Source organism: Vibrio sp. 1731 (assembly GCF_033339955.1).
Taxonomy (GTDB): Bacteria; Pseudomonadota; Gammaproteobacteria; order Enterobacterales; family Vibrionaceae; genus Vibrio; species Vibrio alginolyticus.
Genome location: NZ_JAWOVO010000014.1, coordinates 108936 through 127364, shown reverse-complemented (window position 1 = coordinate 127364; position 18429 = coordinate 108936). Strand labels below are relative to the sequence as shown.

Annotated in this window: 18 protein-coding genes; 10 read left to right on the top strand and 8 right to left on the bottom strand. The window is 40.5% G+C overall.

Annotated features, from left to right (window positions below; translation table 11 throughout):
- Positions 1 to 7: 7 nt before the first annotated feature.
- The 7 genes from R7035_RS16590 to R7035_RS16560 all read left to right on the top strand — a co-directional run bounded on the left by R7035_RS16590 (position 8) and on the right by R7035_RS16560 (position 7998).
- Positions 8 to 1570, top strand: coding sequence for a hypothetical protein (locus tag R7035_RS16590; protein WP_025634123.1), 1563 nt, complete (start codon positions 8 to 10; stop codon positions 1568 to 1570).
- Positions 1560 to 2300 carry a hypothetical protein gene (locus R7035_RS16585; RefSeq protein ID WP_025634125.1) on the top strand — a complete coding sequence of 247 codons (741 nt, stop codon included), beginning with the start codon at positions 1560 to 1562 and terminating at the stop codon, positions 2298 to 2300. The genes R7035_RS16590 and R7035_RS16585 overlap by 11 nt, the downstream gene beginning before the upstream one ends.
- 7 nt (positions 2301 to 2307) lie before the next feature.
- Entirely contained in the window at positions 2308 to 4131 is a 1824-nt protein-coding gene (locus R7035_RS16580; protein ID WP_025634126.1) for a GspE/PulE family protein, read from the top strand.
- A gap of 3 nt (positions 4132 to 4134) precedes the next feature.
- A complete protein-coding gene (locus R7035_RS16575; RefSeq protein WP_025634128.1) occupies positions 4135 to 5223 on the top strand; it encodes a hypothetical protein in 1089 nt (362 codons plus the stop codon).
- A gap of 101 nt (positions 5224 to 5324) precedes the next feature.
- On the top strand, positions 5325 to 5909 hold the full coding sequence (locus R7035_RS16570) for a hypothetical protein (protein ID WP_025634129.1): 585 nt from the start codon (positions 5325 to 5327) through the stop codon (positions 5907 to 5909).
- 111 nt (positions 5910 to 6020) lie between these two features.
- Positions 6021 to 7436 (top strand): hypothetical protein, encoded by a 1416-nt coding sequence (locus tag R7035_RS16565; RefSeq protein WP_139351514.1) that lies wholly within the window; start codon positions 6021 to 6023, stop codon positions 7434 to 7436.
- 64 nt (positions 7437 to 7500) lie between these two features.
- On the top strand, positions 7501 to 7998 hold the full coding sequence (locus tag R7035_RS16560) for a hypothetical protein (RefSeq protein ID WP_025634132.1): 498 nt from the start codon (positions 7501 to 7503) through the stop codon (positions 7996 to 7998).
- A gap of 188 nt (positions 7999 to 8186) precedes the next feature.
- Here the strand turns inward: R7035_RS16560 and R7035_RS16555 are convergent, their stop codons facing one another.
- The 8 genes from R7035_RS16555 to R7035_RS16520 form a co-directional block, all read right to left on the bottom strand.
- A complete protein-coding gene (locus R7035_RS16555) occupies positions 8187 to 8537 on the bottom strand; it encodes a hypothetical protein (protein WP_025634133.1) in 351 nt (116 codons plus the stop codon).
- Positions 8538 to 8547: 10 nt separating this feature from the next.
- Positions 8548 to 8952, bottom strand: coding sequence for a hypothetical protein (locus R7035_RS16550; RefSeq protein WP_138058895.1), 405 nt, complete (start codon positions 8950 to 8952; stop codon positions 8548 to 8550).
- A gap of 82 nt (positions 8953 to 9034) precedes the next feature.
- Positions 9035 to 10048: a recombination-associated protein RdgC gene (gene rdgC, locus R7035_RS16545; RefSeq protein ID WP_025634137.1), complete on the bottom strand. Its 1014-nt coding sequence runs from the start codon at positions 10046 to 10048 to the stop codon at positions 9035 to 9037.
- Complete coding sequence (locus tag R7035_RS16540) at positions 10041 to 11039, bottom strand: hypothetical protein (RefSeq protein ID WP_025634139.1); 999 nt, start codon at positions 11037 to 11039, stop codon at positions 10041 to 10043. Before R7035_RS16540 ends, rdgC begins: the two co-directional genes overlap by 8 nt.
- Before the next feature lie 13 nt (positions 11040 to 11052).
- Positions 11053 to 13614 (bottom strand): DotA/TraY family protein, encoded by a 2562-nt coding sequence (locus tag R7035_RS16535; RefSeq protein ID WP_025634141.1) that lies wholly within the window; start codon positions 13612 to 13614, stop codon positions 11053 to 11055.
- An 8-nt stretch (positions 13615 to 13622) separates the two neighbouring features.
- A complete protein-coding gene (locus tag R7035_RS16530) occupies positions 13623 to 14243 on the bottom strand; it encodes a hypothetical protein (protein WP_025634142.1) in 621 nt (206 codons plus the stop codon).
- A gap of 2 nt (positions 14244 to 14245) precedes the next feature.
- A complete protein-coding gene (locus tag R7035_RS16525; RefSeq protein WP_025634143.1) occupies positions 14246 to 15394 on the bottom strand; it encodes a hypothetical protein in 1149 nt (382 codons plus the stop codon).
- 11 nt (positions 15395 to 15405) lie between these two features.
- Positions 15406 to 15729, bottom strand: a complete 324-nt coding sequence (locus tag R7035_RS16520) for a hypothetical protein (RefSeq protein ID WP_025634145.1) — start codon at positions 15727 to 15729, stop codon at positions 15406 to 15408.
- Positions 15730 to 15804: 75 nt separating this feature from the next.
- Between R7035_RS16520 and R7035_RS16515 the strand changes: the two genes are divergently transcribed.
- From R7035_RS16515 to R7035_RS16505, 3 genes are read left to right on the top strand one after another with little or no spacing between them, the layout of a single operon-like run.
- Complete coding sequence (locus R7035_RS16515) at positions 15805 to 16323, top strand: hypothetical protein (protein ID WP_025634146.1); 519 nt, start codon at positions 15805 to 15807, stop codon at positions 16321 to 16323.
- Positions 16316 to 17107 carry a hypothetical protein gene (locus R7035_RS16510; protein ID WP_025634147.1) on the top strand — a complete coding sequence of 264 codons (792 nt, stop codon included), beginning with the start codon at positions 16316 to 16318 and terminating at the stop codon, positions 17105 to 17107. Before R7035_RS16515 ends, R7035_RS16510 begins: the two co-directional genes overlap by 8 nt.
- Before the next feature lies 1 nt (position 17108).
- Complete coding sequence (locus tag R7035_RS16505) at positions 17109 to 18428, top strand: toprim domain-containing protein (protein ID WP_025634149.1); 1320 nt, start codon at positions 17109 to 17111, stop codon at positions 18426 to 18428.
- Position 18429: the final 1 nt, after the last annotated feature.

Sequence of the window (18429 nt, the reverse complement as noted above, 5' to 3'; positions counted from 1 at the left end):
TCCTTTTATGCAGTCACTAGAAGAACTTGGATTTGATAGGCACTACATCGGTTTAGATTGGTACGAGGTTTCAGAATCCGATAAGACCATCCATATCAAAAATCTGGTTAACAAATACGACGCTACAAATGCAGTAATTGTTGAAGGGTCAACAATTGATGATGCACCAAAATCAACAATCGGTTTCGCTCAAAGCATAACGACAAAATACTACAGCGCGGCGGCAATCGTCGCTCGCGCTATTTGTGTCGATCACCCGAATGCTTTCTTCATACAAAAGCTACCATCCGGTAAATATTGGTATCTTTTGGTAATTGATAAGTGCCCAGCTGGTGGTGAGAATGATTTGGTATTTGAAACGGTGGAAGAAGTTATCCAACAGATCTTCGACCATTATCAAATGTACGATCTTCATCACGTAAAATTACGCTATGTAGTCCCTAATGAGATAACAGAAAATATCTCAGAACTATTTGAAGAGTCACGTTCAGAGTACCAACAGCACTCATATGACGTCATATGTGAAGCTGTACCTAATGAAAAGTTCGCTCAAATTCAAACAATTGAGCAGCTACTCAACACAAACCCCCTATCAAAGATAAAACCATCCCACATCGTATTTGTGGCTCTTGGAATTATATTTTTGATAGGTGTGCAGGTATATAAATCTAACTCCAAGCAAGAGTATGTAATTCCTGACATAGATTCAATGGTGAAGAAAGCATCAAGCAGTACTCTAGCTAAGCAAGCTGAAAACGATTTGAATCATAAAAAAATCGAGAGAATAGACAAGGCAAATGCAACTAAAGAGGAAGCAAAATGGCTTACTCAACGTTTAACCGCATCAGATCCTAAAAAGGTCATTTTGAACCTTAAAGCCTATATTAACTCTCTTCCTGTTGATGTTGGTGGATGGTTCCCAATGACTGTCGATCTCGTTACCAAAGGAATCATTACTAGAGACTCATCAACAGTAGACAAACCAGCAGACCAAGAGTTTTTTCATGAGACGACCGTTTTGTGGAAAAACGGAGGGACAACGGTTGCCAATTTTAGAGACAACATCGAATTCGATGGAACTATCACTTATTCACTCTCTGGAGAAGAGATTACTACGTCTCAAATAGTACCGCTTCCTAAACCAGACCATTATTTTGATGAAAGTGACGCTTTTATCTTCATAAAGGAAACTCACGGCCACTACCTAGACTTACTAACCTTCATTCAGCAACAAGCAGAGAAGACACAAGGAAGACTGTACGGAGCGATTTCAGCAAACCGCAAAACAGAAAGGGAGATCCCTTTTAAAAACGAAACATATTCCACTGAAGTAAGAAACCCACAAATAGATTACACCGTTGTGAATGTACAACTTTCGTTAAGTGGGTTTGGTTGGGCATTTAACTATTTGGACCAACTAGCTAACGATATCGACAAATTTAAAAGCATGATTATACAGAGCATTTCGATAAATCTGGAAACAGAAGAGATCGTTCTTAAGATGCAGTACATACACGAAAGTAGCATTCTTAATCAACAAGACAAAGAGGTTTCATTACGTGAAAATTAATACTATTACCCTATGCATCGCGACCCAATTGTTGAGCTTTACAACTTTTGCAAATGATCAATCCGGGCAGACTTACCAAGACATCCAAAAACAACGAAGCCTCTCTATAGAGGAAAACAAATCACTCTCGCAAAATGAGTTGATACGAGCCCAAAAAGAGCATGCTAATAAGATGTTAATGCTTGACAATCAGTATCAGCAGCTTTTGATAGAAAATAACAAATTACTAAACGGTGGGCCTGAACCGAAAAAAGAGAAGGCATCGGATGAAGAGCGTTTAGCAAAATTCCAGGAGGAGACTAGGACAAAGCGTAGAGCTCAACGAGAAGCTGAAGTTAATGCTCTGCTAAACGAAATGGAAAAACAAATCTTCGTTACAGATATTTATGAGATAGCTGGTCAGTTGAAAGGTGAGTTTTGGCATAAGGGGGCTATCCAAACTTTAAAAGAAGGGGAGAGCTTTGGGGACTGGTATGTAGATTCACTGTCATTTCAAGGCGCTGTAGTCATGCCTTTCGATTATTCAACTCACAAAATGGACAAATCAAGAGCACGACATATCACGGTTAAAACCTCTGACGAAGCAATTGACCGCTTTAAGAAAGCGCAAACATTCCGAGACCGTATTATCGAGCAGAAGATTGGGGAGCTTTCAGAATCAAGTATGTTTGGAGCCCCGGCGCCTACATTAATTAATGACTCTCCCTCTCAAGGTTTAATGTTCAAGTGAGAATTTCATGACTAGTACTAACTTAGCAGAGTATAGACCTGCAACCAGCATTGTAGAATCCAGCGCAAACGAATACGACATTTTGTCAGATTCAATTTCTGGTGATTTAATAAAATACTTTGGTAGTCGTAGTAGCTCTAGTTCACACTTCTTTAACGACTTAACATACGACACTAGAGAACAACTTCCTTGGGCCTTAGGTGGTATCATTGACAAGGACAAAGTGGCACATCCAGCTTATGGTAAAAAATTCCTTATTTCGGATGGCCATATTCAAGGTATGGATGAAGGATACAACTACCTTACCGTCTTAATGACAGAAGACTTTTCAAAGTCAATCACACAAGTTCGAGCGACTATCAGAGATGATTTGGGATATACCGATCATACTCATACAAAAGTCATTAATCTTAAGTGCTCAGAAGACCTAATCCTATTACTTGCTGATGTCATCTTCATGGGCTCTGAAGAAAACCAATCTAAAGATGATGAGGGCAGAAGTTTTAAAGCGATCACTGCGTCTGTTTTAGAATCACACCCTGCAACGTCAGACATTCACTTTGAAGTATCTAATATACCTGGCAACACGTTAGTACGTATACGTGTAGATGGCGATTTAATTGATTTCAAAGAATATACATACGATAGGCTTTACGAGACGGTTGATGTTGCTTACAACATCATCGGTGGGGATGAAGCATCCGGCTCTAGCATCCAAGGTAACAACCTAAGCTGGAAAGAACCTCAATCTGGTAAATTTATCTACACGTATAACAATACTCAAATTGAAATGCGTGTTGAATTTGCACCAAGAGAAACTGAGGGCGGTGGAGATCTAGTATGCAGGATTACCAGTAAAGGGGAGAAATCCTCTATAAGAAAGCTAGATAAAGCTGGATATCACCCAGTTCAAACGCTGTTGATTAAAAAACACTCCAGTAAAAAACAAGGAAATATACTGTTTGCTGGTGTTACAGGTTCTGGTAAGACCCAGTCCATGTATTCAGTTATCGATTACTTACAAGACCTGTACAAATCTACTCGGAAGTTTGTTACTGCCGAAAACCCTATCGAGATGAACTTAGAGGGCGTTTCACAAGTTAACTTAGAAGATAACTCTAGCGCTTCTGATAATGAAATGAACACATTAACCAAGCAGTTTGAACGAATTTCCGAAAGCTTCATGCGACTAGACCCAGATATCATGGGTACAGGAGAAATACGTTGCTACAATTCAGCAAAATTTGCAATTGAATCTGCCCGAACTGGCCATGTATGTTTCTCAACAATACATGCCGCATCTTCTTGTGATGTACCAGGTCGCTTGGACGGTTTCGGAGTAGCTAGATCAGTCTATCAATCATCAAACACCCTAACTGTCATCATTGCTCAGTCTTTAGTACGAACCGTGTGCCCGTCCTGTAGTCGAAGTTATGATGAGCTTCCGAATAACTCTCCATTAGTTTATTCATTAATACAAAGCTTATCTTCCCTAGAGTTACTTGAGTACCTGCCGAACATACGTTTCGCAAAGCAAGGTGGGTGTGAAGAGTGTAATTATTCTGTAGATGGCCGTGTTGGACGAACACCTGTAGCTGAAGTCTTGGCGCCAGATCAAACAATCAGAAACCTATGGGCTAAAAACGAAGATGATTTGGCTAAAGCTCATTGGCTAAACACTGGTGGTTTTACTAAGTTAGAGCACGCAATTTATAAAATGTGCAAAGGGGTATTGGACCCTGAGATGATAGAACGTGAAATCGATCAACTTGTGGTCTCTCGATTAGATCGTGAAGAGCTAAATGTTTCTCTCTACCACCCAGAGGTTTAATTAATGGAAAACGATATTAACCAAAAGTTGCTCAGAATAAAGAGTCAATACCTTAGTGATGACTTCATTGATACCTTAAAGCTAAAGTATACAAACTTTCGTGTGGGCTCAAAGAGAAAGTCTCAACTTCTAGAGAAAATTGCATCACGTTTAGCAGATGGTGATTCAATCGTAAATGTATTGGACTCCCTCTATGAAGCATATAAGTCCCAACAACCAAAATCCCAAGAAACAAAGTTCGTAAAATATCTTGCAGACCGGTACCGATACAGACCAGTTATCTCATACATGCTCGCACCATTCTTTGATAAAACCACTATTGGAGTTGCTTACGCAATCGAGAAGAAAACTGCAGCATACAAAGTAATACGCATATGTGTCAGCCAATTACAAAGAAAACAACAAATGAGAGGTGCTGGCTTTTTAGGAATAGTCGGTCCAATTATAGGTGTTGGTTTGATTATGTTGATTTGTAGTCTTGCACACTTATACATCTATGCTGTGCTGTTTAAGGGGCTTAATATAAAACCAACTCCTATTATGACATTTGCAAGAGAGTTTACAAAAACTGTATACGAGCTAAGCCCATTTATTACAGGCACATTGGTGATATACGGGACCTGGGTAGTTTGGAGTTTACCCAATCAAATTAATCGGAGATTAACTAAATTACCACCTTGGAATGTTGTTGACGCGATTAATTCCGCTATAACCCTACAAACATTCAATGCTCTTTTGAAAGTCGGGATGCCCTCTTCAGAAGCACTAAAGCTTGTTGGTTCCCACTCAACGCCATATGTAAAACATTGGTGCCAAAAAATGCGTCTTAATATGATTGGAGGAAAGAGTGAAGGGCAAGCACTCGCCTGTGATTTCTTTAGTAGAGAACCAAGAATTGAGATTGAGTCGTATGCTACAACCTCTGACTTTACTAATAAACTAGACGATATCACCGAAGAAGTATTTGCTAACACTGAAATGCTAGTAAAAAAGCTTACGACAGGGATCATGCTCGGTTGCATGATGGCAGTTTTAACTGTAAACGCCATAGTTGGCCTTTCTATTTCTTCAATTGGTCAAACCCTTAACTAAGTTTGATAATAAAATTAACAAATTGTGAAAACCATATTCCACTTGATTGATATATGCCAATCATGTATAAAATCCAATAGCTTTCAAAGAGGAAAATAGCTATGTTATTTAAACCAAAAAAACAATATTCAAAGAAACTAAACCGCGTTCATGCAAAACGTAAAGGTGCATTTCTATCTACAGAGCTTCAATTAGTCCTGGCATTCGTGGGCATTATGGTTGTCGGTATTGCTACAACTATGGGGGATTCAGGTGCGGGTAAACTTGTTGACGATGCTGAGTCAGCTCTACTACAAGCATCGGACGAACTACGACGTACAGTGGGTGGCTTTGGTTCATACGCATCTGTTAACAACACTGACTGTTACGACAAAAACATCTGGCCTTCAAGCTGGTTAAGTGCAACCCAAGATGAATTTACCACACCTTTTTCTGATAATGGCTTGACCTGTGGAAGCGTAGACACCGCGACTAACCGTGATGGGATTACAACTACTGGTACAGGTAAATTCTTCACTTTCACTTTCTCAAATGTAGAAACAGATCAGTGTAACCTACTCGTTGGTCGTGTATTCCAAAACTTCGTTGAGATCCAGGTTGAAGGTACGCGAATTGATGGTAATGACACTCTTAAAACACAGTGTGCATCTGGCGATGAAGTAGCAATCACATTCATCAACCGTTAATCATTATTAATAAGAGTGGCCAATATGCTGCCTAGAACCTCAATCAAAAGACAAAGAGGCTTTTTCCTTCAACTTGGCATATTGGCCTCTACTGTCGCTTTAAGTATCATCATGTCCACTTACCTCATGATGAAAAGTGATCAATACGAATCTCAAGTAGACCAACTTCAAGGGCAGCGTATAGCAACGCTGCTTCATGCTATCAAGAATGCCTCAAGACAAAGTGGCTCATTAGCCCAATGGAATCAGCCGGGCCAACCCTTCCAAAACGGTGCTGAGCACATTGGAACAATGTGGTTGAAGCCAAACACCTGTGGTGGTACCCAAACATCTGAGTTCCTATTCTGTGACTTCGAAGATTCCCCTAGAATTGGGGATAACATGCAATACAAAACTGAAGTTACAAATGATGGAACCCAGGTCGAACTCAAATTAACTGTCTCAAATACTGCTGAAACTCGGGGATTTGACTTCTCTGGTGAAAACGGAGTCAAACGTTCATGTACTATAGCCCGAATTGCTGGTGGAGGTTTGGCAAACCTAAATTCAGGCACCTCAATCTCGCAAGTGGATTGCGACTTTGATACAGGTATCATTACTATGGATATCACTTGGGGCACAAGCTTCTCTGATGACCTGAGTATCCATGGTACAAACTCACCGTTAGCTACAATCGACTGGAATGGACAGGATGTCGATAATATGGACCGCCTTGAAGTATCTAGCATTGTGGACCGAGAAAACCCTGTATTTAGACTCGATTTGAATGGAACCAGCAACCTCAACAACCTCAACGTTAATTCCATAGACGCGAACTCCGGTACTATTGACACGTTACGCTCCAATTCTGCAAACTTAACTAGTGTTCGCGGCACTGACCTTGATTACGATAACGCTGACATTGATCGTGCTGATATTAATAGAGCTGACATCAATAACGGCGATATAAATACAGCTAGTATAGGCTCAGCAACAATAGACCAAGCTACAGTACGGAATAGAATCAACCAAACCAACTCATCGCAAATGAATAATTTCGCAGGGGGCTTGGCAATCGGTACTGGTTCAAACATATCAACTCTAGAGAATGGCTCTCTTTATGTCCCTGGAGCCGTTGTTGATTTCAATGACCCCTCAATGTTTTTTGACCCAAATGGCGTTTCTCGAACAAGAGACATTCGTTTGACATCGAGAGGGGGTGTAGCTCTCTCAAACCTAACAAGTAAATATGTTCACCAAGGTTCCGCTACAATAAACGGAGTTGGTGCAATTAAAGGTGTAAATTGTGGTGATGGTGCAGGTTATGCGGCAAATAGAATTGTTGTAGACTGGCAAGATAGTAAGCGTTACCACTCAGCGAACGGTGTAGTCGTATCTGACTATTCATTAAACCGAATCGGTGTTACAAAAAATGCATCTGGCTCACAATTTCTTGTCCGCCTTTACTCGTATAATTTCAAAACTAAACTTTGGGAAACACCTAGAGAAAACCGAGCACTAGCAACTATCTATTGCTATTACCCTTAAATATCTTCCCTTCCAGGGCATACCAAACTATAATATATTATAGACTAAGCTTAAGGTATGCCCTATGAACCTACTTCTTGCTATCTTCTTTGGAATTCTTCGTACTCCGGCTCTACTTTTTTATGTAACTACAGGAGTCGTTCACTACGTAATGGGCAAGCTCGTAAGGACGGTCCTAATCCCTTTATCATACGTAACAGAGAAACTCCTTAAACCCAATCACTATCTAATCGGCCTTGGTGGCCTTTTAATACTATACAAAGGATATGAGTATCTACGTGCTATAGCAGTATCAATTGCTGATACAGAAGTGTTTCTATATATGCCCGTTTGGTTACTAAGTTATCTTGAGTTTAGTGATGTACCATTTGATAGGCTAGGCTTGCCGGGTGCACAAAGACCACTTACAGAATCAATGTTAGATTTCGAGCAGGTATTGTTTGGTAAATTCGATGTAATTGATTTGTACTTGGTCTGGTGGTGGTTCTTTTTAGGGAGTCAACTAGGGCTTTACATCTACTATGCAGTAAACAGGCTTTTGAAGACAATGAACCTCGATTAAGACAATGAAAAAAGAGCCATTATCTGAATTAGTCTGAATGCAATCTGTGAGTTTCTTTATCTCGATGTGACTAGGTCTGACAGGTTGCCCTTAATCGGCTCTGTCCAATAGTTTGCTAGAGATTGAATGACTTTCTAATGTTCTCTATAGCTTGAGTGCTATACATAACCATATTTTCCCCTTGGTCGTTATACAGTTCCAATTTTCTTGATTTTAAAGTGTGGATTAGTTGCCAGCTTTTTATCTAGTCGAGGTGCTAACCACTCTTTAAACGCTTTTTTCCGTTCAGCTTTTCTAACATCTTCCACAGCAAATACTTTGTATTTTGCTTGGTTTTTTGGCTCGCCAAGCCACTTCTTGATAGCTGAATCTGTCCACAATCGATCTGTTTTTAGTCGAGTTACCGTAATCCAGTTTTTCGACCACTCAACAAAACGCTTTCGCTCTTTGATAGCTCGAATCTCTTGTTGGCTTTTAACCCAATTGGGATCGACAGCAAACTGCTTGTGGCCGATAAACCTACCGCGAGGCTTAGGCATCCTTTTCCCCCTACGACTGGTTAGATGGTTCACGGACTTTGAAGCCGTTTGGTCTAGTTAGTGAAACGGCATCACCAACCCTAGATACATTCCATGTTTCAATTAAGTTAACTTGGTCGTTTATAACTCGCACTTTGATGTTTTCATTTTCAGGATCTATTTTGATGCAATTATTGCCTCCAACTGAATGAGAGTACCCAAACAACCAATTTACGGACTCGTTGGGGCACTCTTCGAATCCATGAACATAACCAATTTCACTATCATCAATCTGTAGCTCAGCTACAGGTGAGATGTAGATAGTAATATCAGCCATTTGCTCATTGACCATTTCGTTATAATCATCTACAAGGTCACAAGCACTCAAAAGAGGCAGTGCGATAGCTAATGTTAATATGCTTTTCAATTTCATCATTTCCCCTTAAATTACGTTTCTTGTTTTCAGCTCATCTACGTGGCGTTCTTCACGATAAACACGAGATCATGGCCCTTATACATCAATCAATGCTTTCAACAAATCCCTCTATTAGCTCAGATGTATTCGATTGTGCACCACCAGCGAATCCAGTTGAGCTATTTAATGAAGGTAAGATTTCTTTTATAAGGTTCAATATTGACAGTCGAGTTAAAGTGTAGGAGGTCATATCTTTAACTCTTTTTGCTTCCATCTCCTGGGCGGGATTATTGATCTCCATTTCCTTATTGGCCGTTTTTATTTTCTCTTTTAACAGCCCTAGTTGCTTGATCTTAGAAAACTTTAATTCGTTATTAACAGTAAACCCTAAAGTGGCGTTCCATTCGCAAGATAGTTGAAGTGGGCGCTTTTGCGCTAGTAAATTAGCATTGATTTCATCTGACTCAATATCCTGGTTACTGTATCTCACCTTGTTCGCACCGTTCGCTCTATTCTCAAATGCAATATCACCATTTTTAATTGCCAACGTAGGCGGTAACTCCAGGCTGCTAAGCCAACTAGTAAATACACTCGAAACATCATTATTAACTGTTAGCGGGCTCGCAGGAAATGTTTTGAATGTAAGCTTGAATAAATCAATAATCGCTTCAACTTCTTTGTTTCCACTTGAACCGATAAAAAGAAACTTTAGCTCAGTATTAAACCAAACAATGATATCTTTGAAACGTGTAAGCGATTTCGGTATAAGAAGGTTTTCACACATTTCACGTAAATTCTTGACATCTTGTGAAGAAACCTTGGCATTTACTCCCCATGTCCTGGGGGAATCTTGTGCAAGCTGAATCATTTTCTGCCTGACAGCTTCGTCCAATGTACTAGATGCAACAGACCTAAAGCGCTTTTCTATACGAAAAATGTAATCGTTTTCTAGCTTAATGTAAGGTTTATTTGATTGCAGTAACTCAGCCCAGCCATATTTAGTCTTAATCGCACCAGTCAAAGGCTTCGCTTTCAGTTTCTCAAACATTTCAGAGTGCAGATTTGGGTCCAAGTTGAAGTCTTCAGGTAACTTGTAAATCACAAAGGTTTTAAACATGATTTACCTCGGCTTTATTGGAAAGTGGCAGTAAACGCATAGGATCTTTTTTGATGGCAACTAAAAATGAATACACAGAACCAAAGCGATTGGTGTCATATTGCCAATATAAATGCAGGTAATGAAAATAGATAAAGGAAGTAAATGCACTTAGCAAGGTCAAATACATGGATGTCATTAGGTAACTAAATTGAACCTCCGAGGTTACTATCGTTACAATAATGAATTTGGCAACACTGTTTACAGCGAAGAAGCAAAAAGCCAATACGAAAAATAGCGTTAGCCAAATAGACAGCTGTAGGTTTCTGGCTTTGCCTTCAACCTGTTCATCATTCATGTCGAAACCAGCTTTAACAACCTCATCGAAAGGTACAAGATTGAAGTGTACGGGGGTCTCCATGAACGGAACCATTTTCATATGGGCGGGGACAGCTCTAACAAGTTCCATGTACGTAGTTGGCTTCACTTCGGTACGCTGAATGGTTAAATCATACCGTCCATCTTCCCCTTTTTTTAAAATCAAACGGTTCGCTGATTCAGAGGCTGTCAACTGAGGTAGATGAGGGCTAATTTCAAGCATATCGTTTGCTAGCTGCTCATTAGAATCACTGGGACGCTCCTCGTGTTTTAGAACCAACAAACGATTACTGTCTTTCTTAAAATCAGGAACACTTCCATTAGCCTCTGAAAACACACTCGATTCAAACAAGCTATAACCATGTTTCAGTAGGTACTCTCTATTGACTTCGGTGTATGAGTCTAGATAAGGCAGGGACGTTAAAGGGTCAAAAGATTGCTGATAATCTCTTGCAGACTTTATTTCATTTAGTAGGCCTCCAGGGAGCCTGTATTCATTATGAATACTCTCCAGAGCTCTATCTATAGGGGTTATATGAACCCACTCAGTCCAAAACCTCAGTCTAAACATATTCCATGTCCAATCATTTGGGGTCTTGCTTGTGGCGTTTTTAAAAAAAGTTGAAAGTATCATAGATTACATAGTCCTATTTGCTTGCACTTGGTGGTCGTTCAGACTTTTCACCATTTCCTGTGTTTCCATTTCCGTTATTACCACTGCCATTATTACCATTGCCTTGCTGATCCTGTTGAGGTTGTTGTTTTTGAAGTGAACCATTAAAAGCATCAGACATTTTGTTGAAGGTACCATTCGTTGCTGATAGGTACTGATCAGAATCACCAAATTGACCAATAGCATCTGTAGCAACCCAAGACATTAAATTGTTGGCAAATAAGTTCGGAGCTTTTAGACAATAAACAAGTAAACCAAATAGAACGATTGGATATCCTCCTGTAAGCATCACTAAATCAAAAAGATCCCAAGAGGAGGGTAGGTTAACTCCAATGGACTTCCACCAAACGCTATTAAGGAAAGCTAAGCTGAGGTTACACATTGCAAAACCAAGCATTAATCCAATTACATGAAGAGTCGGCCTCAGGAATATGGCTCCGTAGAGAGCTGCCATTCTTAGACCATGAACAGCCATTAGCCCTTCACCTGCAGCAGAGGCTAATAAAGCACTGCCCAGGGCAATGCCTGCCAGAGCTTCGGCACAAATGATGAAAAAAGCGGTAACAACAAATAGGAATGTAATTATTGGCACCATTGGCAATACATTACCTAGAATAAAAGCACCGATAAGGCTAGATACAACCAGTGGAGCGACTGTTTTAACGAAGAAGGCCAAAGGTATAGCGAATGGAGCTGACAAAGCAGAACTCTCGAGGGCACCTTTGATGACATCTGCGCCTTCAGTTGCCAATACAACGATGTACCAAATGTTCTTAAGCGCTTCACCTAACGTAGATAATAACGCCAAAGCATTTGTAGACCCTGTAACGTCGAATAGAGCTCCATCATAGTCAATGCCGCTCATCCCTGGCGTTTCTATTGCAGATGCCAGATTACCATTATAATTACCAAGGCTTAGAGCTGAGCTTAATATTCCGGAAGCAACAGATACTATTGCAGACTCGTTGCCAGTCGCCGCTGCTTTTGCGTTTTCATTTGTCGAGTGAACGGCCATTAGTGCGGACCAGTTATTCAACTTCTGCGCCTCAGGCCAATCTGATTTTATGTCTCCACTCATTGCAAGTTGTTCAGTTAAGTCCCAAGTGAACTTTGGAAAATTGCTTGCCAGCCAATACGTCTTACATTCGTTTGCTTCATCTATTTCATCATCAAGAGATGAATCGAAAAGGTTTATACTTGGAATCCATGAGAATACAGAACGGCAGAAACTGGTTCTTTCCGGTATATTTGTACTCATTACATTGTCTAATGAAAAACCTACTCCAGATGAAGCTAATTGCATCATTCCATTCATACGGCTAAACGCTAGAGGAGCCATCATCCAGCCCCCTTCTGTTAATTCTTCGACCAGCGAGGATGAGCCTGATATGCTGATATTCGCTTTAGAACTACCGCAACGACTTGCTTCATATTGACCCTGCCAAGACTGAGATAACTCCCCCATATAACCGCGCTCTACAACTTTAGACTTACACATTGCTAAATCAACGTGCGCTTTGAATAGGTTTTCAGCTAACTCTTTAGAGCCTAATTCATTGAGTAAATATTCACGATAATAAGAGTCATCACTTCTTCGCATTGCCGTTACATATTTTGATAAATCTGCGTTCTTCAGCCGCGATAACATACTCGATACAAGCGTGTGTAATTCTGACATGAAAGTGAACGTAGCCTCTGTACCGTAGTAGTTCGAGTAATATGCAAGCTTTTGCTCCACTGATGAGCTAGCAGTAGGTTTACGGGCGAAATCAAACCTGATTGAACCACAGGCTCCTCCACGAAATTCTAAAATAGCGCCAGTATTTTCAGCCCCATTCTTTCCTATAGGCTCATCGACATAATTAAGAGAAGAAGAAGACCCGCTTGAATTAGGGTACATTGAGCTGATTCGTGAAAATGATGGAAATGAGTCGGTTGGGAATATGCTAGATGTCCCATTTGAATTAATCGATTTTAAAGTGAATTTTCTATCATTTGAGCTTTCAAACAACTCAGCACAAGAAAGCATAGAAACCATAGTTTCTCCAACTGAGAACACTTCACCTACATTCGTAGACGCTATTTGCGCTCCAGTATGATTCACATAATCATTTACTCCAGCTTTCCAGAATACATCAGCTGCTCCCGCACCATGGACGATTACATACATCCCAGAAGCTTGTCCTACCGATACAAAGGAACCAGCAGCATGAATCATAGGCGCCAATGACCCCAACGCTATTGCAATTCTTAATGGAACGTATGGTGACATTTTCCCAAAGACATGACCTGTAGCAGCAGCATTCATCATGATGTGACCAGAGTTATATATGACATTTATTGATCCATAGAGTAGGGCTAAGAAATTGAGCCCCCCCAACATGACCATTAAAGGCGTCAATGTCGCTTCTACACTCTGATTACCAAAAAGGTGATGTACCCAACCACCGAATAAAATTGCTAAAAAGTTTGTTGTCGACCCTGTCTGAACATGAGCCTCTATACAAGTAAGAGTAAAATCTGCACAAGTTGCCATAGGGGACCTCAGTTCATGGTTGCAGCTGTGATAGTGTTGCTCAGTGATTGATAGAAGAAATCGATGTACACAAGGAAAATTCCGAACCCCATATGAACAACAATATGACTAAACTTAATTTGTCCTGACATCTGTGGATTGGCTAAGAGAGTTATTCCCATCACACCTCTGAAGTAAGATATAACTCCGTAAATAGACATGACCGCAAAACAAGCTCGTATAGCAATAGAACGAGTTTGCATCCCCGTTCCTACGGTAGAAACATTGACTAGGTTAGTAGCTCGCTGACTTATGTCATCAAACATTGCCGCAGAATAGGGAGTGCTAAAATCTAATCCTGAACCATGCCAAAATAGACTCCCCCAAGCAGCTATTCCTTCTCCAAATTTCCACATAAATGCTGAAGCTATAAAAACTGCCATTATCAATTTAGGTGAGGGAGGACTTCCATACATTTGGCTAACCATGGGGGACGACGTTCTTGTCCTCATGAGGGCAAGCCATAAATAGACACCCTGGACAAATAGATATAAACCCAGCCCCTGAGCTACTAGGATTATTCCATCAACTAAAATGACAAATTCATGCGTCAGAAACCGCTCTAGAACGTCAGTGACCTCTACAGCCATAATTAGTATTTCCTTGCATTTCCAGCTATTTCATTTAGCAGTTGAGTTTGTAAGCCTAAATTGAATTCGCTTGATAACTGGGAATCCAGTATATGACCCAGCAGAGCAAGGACCCTTGCATCAATTTGAGCGTTCATTCTTTGGACTTGTTCCACAGTGGTAAAATTAGCCTTGCAAGCTTGACCAGCTGGTGTGTTTAACCAATCATCCATTTCACGCTGGGTATTTACCATTGCGGCTTTGCGTGAATAACAAGACTTGTCACCACCATTTCCGTAGAGCTTTATTTGCTCAGGAGAGTTATAGAAATCAATATCAGCCTTTATTTGCTCAAGAATAGATTGAATAGGGCGCCCATTTTCATCACGAGGGTTGGTGAGCCCGTTAACTCTAAGAGCTGTATTAAATCCAGCTGTAGTTCTTAGATGACGTTTAAGCCATCGGTTGTAAGCCATCTTTGCATCTGCACCCGAGTTTTCATTGATAACTTGGTTATTCTCACCGCGGGGCATTTTATTTATTTCACCGGAGCTAAAAAGTACTTTAAGCATGGTGTCAGTGCGCTCTTTCTCATCAGTTGATTTGGAGTAGCCACCTTCACCCATGCCGGGTAAAACACCTTTTATATTTAATAAATCGAGTTCAACAGTATCTCCATGCGTAACGCCCTCTAAAAGTGATACAGACTCATCTGCTAATGATTGCAGCCCTGTTTCACATCTATCTCCTTCACAATCAATTTCATCTGAAAGCTGCACAGCAAAATCAAGGCTATTTGTCTGGGCTTCGCAATAAAAGTCATCTGTAGCTTCATAAAGTGCAGACACCGCTGCTATGCCATCACACATCAATGGTGAGGGTTCCATCTTTGCTTGAAGCTCAAGGTTAGAAGTTTCCGAAACACTGTTAGAAATGGCCTGTGTTGATGCGAGTTCGCGCATCGTATCTTGAGATGCTTTCCATTCCTCCATTAGTTCTGTCATTGTCATTTCAGAAATCTTTAAACCCTTTTCTTCAGCCCATAACATCGCATCTTGAGCACTTTGGCTGATTATCTGACCTAAGCCTGTTGGGTCTGTACAGATTACGGCGTTTGCTGTCCCTGGCAATAAGACCGCCAGGGATAAACTTAATAACGTTTTCTTAAACATTAGCGTGCTCTCTATAAATCAAACCCACCAATATCAAATGATAGGTCTTGAGTTGGTTGAGACGGTGAGTTTCCATCATTTGATGGTTTGGATGGAGTTGCTTCGTTGAATAGTTCGGAGAAGTCGAGTTCAGGCACTTGTGTATGTTCAATAGAATGACCAGTCTTCAACGCCCTATCCGTATTCAATGCGTATTCTGAAACACCAATTTGCAGACACATATGTTCGAACTTTGCATCGTTTAGTCCAACCTCGCGATTCGAGGCAGGGTGGTTTCTTAAGATATGCATTTGTGGGTCGACCAATGGGCCGATAATTGAGTTATTGAATTTCATTTCAACCTCTAATAGACTCGAAACTAATGTCATATTACAATAAAAAACAACATCAGCAAAACCCAAAAGTCACCTATGATTAGACTAACGTTCGATAAAAAATGGATAGATGAATACTGGCAAGAGGTTGAGCCAAAAGTAATGAGCAGCATTTCATCCTTTGAGGCCAGAGAAAGCTGGGTTGTTGAGGATCAGTCTCCATCATTAAGAGAACTTAATCGCATTGCTGAAAACCTACCTCAATTAGCAAATTTCCCATTGAATCAGGATGTGCAAGAGCAAGCCGATCGGTTACTCGTAATTTTGGGGTGCTTACCGCTAAAAACGTCTTTAGCTGCTTTTGGTTGGCTGGGGGCTTTTAGTCAAAACGATCACAAATGGAATTACATTGTCTCTATCCACGCGAACCAAACTCTAGCGAGTCAAAGTATAGAAAACCGAAACCGGTATAAGTTTGCCAAAATTCTTCACACAAGATTAAACCTCTTCAACTTTCTAATCGAATTCGACAAGCAATATATGAGTGAGGATGCAACTCGATTGGCACTGGCAACTCACAAAAGATTAATTCAGGAGAATACTAAGGATGGATAATAATAAAATTATTCGTTTTGCACTTCTAGCTTCAGTCATTGCAACTGTCACTCCCTTTAAGAGTGAAGCAGCAAGGGTATGTCGACAAAAAGTCTCATTGCCAGCACCTTCAGCTGGTATATGTGACGTAGATACAAGCAATCCTAAGATGGGAAACCCATTTGCTTATATAGACCCGACTCAAGGGTGTGATTTCTCTTTTAGTTTGCCAGGTCTACCTTCGTTTAGCCTCGATGGTTTACAAGGAGCTCTATGCGATACCATTCAGGATATTGGGCAGCAAGGCATTGACGACGCACTTGGCCCTGTACTTGATGCGATTCCAGATAGTGTAGACCTCGACCTAGATAATTTGATGGAAGGCATCTTCGATGATCAAATTGAGATGCAAAGTAAATTTTGCCCTGTCTATGACGACAAGGGAAAACTGGTTTCGTACGAATGTGCGTCTGATGGGAATGGTGGCGGTGACATTATAGACATAGAAGACCCTGATCATGGAGACAGAGAATGTTATACACAAAATGGAATTACATACTGTAAGGATGATGAAGGAGAGGTAACTGAACCAGACCCAGAACCTTATGACCCTGAGAAAGACCCAACTTTGCCAATATGCTCAGAGTTAGACAGTTTCTTTGACTCTGAAGGTAACTTAATACCTTGTAGAAACGGTACAAGCAGACAAGCCGTTTACCCTCAATCTGAACAAAACCTTCCTAGTTCATCAAGAGATACCAACCAATCTACCAAACCAAAATGGGATGTGAAAAAAGGGTGGTAATGTGAATTTAATACTTGTTGAAAGCAGCCTTAAATCGAAGCAAGTTAACTTGGCTCTAGGTGCACTAGGTATTCAAGAAGAGTTTACTTGCGGATTTACTATGGGGAGAGTTTTCGATTTTAAGGTCGGAGACCCTTCTCTAAAGTGGTCCCCAAGGAACTCTGACGTATACCAGTATCTGTCTACTCAAATTCAACGCTCAGACAATGTTATCGCTATGACAGATGCTGACGAACAAGGAGAGTACATCGCCTACCAATTGCAAACCATAGCAAATCAATATGGTCGTTCACTTGTGAAAGCCGATCTGAGTGAGTTATCACCTTTAGGCATAAAAACAGCACTGAGTAAGGTTAGGCCAATAAACCTAGACGTTGTAGCACAAGCACATACAGAACGACTATTAAATCTTAAAGTAGCCAATTATGGTATTAATCAGGGTATTGGACCAACGAGTATTCATAAGTTAATGGTTGCAAGCCATTTAATGGATACACCTACTCTTAATGTAGCTACATTCTTAGATGATGAAAGTTCCGTTAAAGCCCTAACTTACAACACTTCCCTAAAGTCAGCCGAGTCTGAATTAGTTGAAGTTCCAACGAAACCGCCATCAACCTTAAACATCTACCAGAACGTAGCAATACACTACGATACGCCTGTCTGTGATATCGCAAATAATCTTCAAGACTTATATCAATCTGGAAAGCTTTCATACGGGCGTGTGACCGAGAATTATTGGTATCCAAGTGCAGAGAACTCCGTAGAAGATACCCTAAGCGAGCTTTGTGTAGCTATAGACATGGAAAGATTTGCGGCATTAACAGAAAGAAACCAAGCCCACTCAGCTATTTATGTCGTTGATCATCGTTCCGTGTACAGCAAACATTCAGAAGTAGAAATGGTAACTGAATTTACAAAAAGTGCTTTGGGCTTGAGCGATAAAAAGACGTATCTAGCTGATGCTGGTGGACCTATTTTGTCAACTGAAGAACTAGTTCAGCCTGGTTTAAAACGCAGCTCCCCAGATATCCAGATCTTACAAAGCTTAAATGAACTTGGCCTATATAAGCCTTCTACCAGCCCAACTCTTTGTAGTTCCCTTAGCTCAGCTTTTTACATTAACTCACAACTGAACAAAGAAGCTCTAAAGTTTCAGTTTTCTATCACTAAGCGTCTTTTCCCTTCTCTCTTAGAACATATAGAGATGCGTCAAAATCCAATCACCCAACGAGTAAACCATAAAGTAGATGGGACGGAACTAACTATCACTAACAACATGGCCAACACCTTGTTTGATAATTTAACGATGAGTAGGTAAT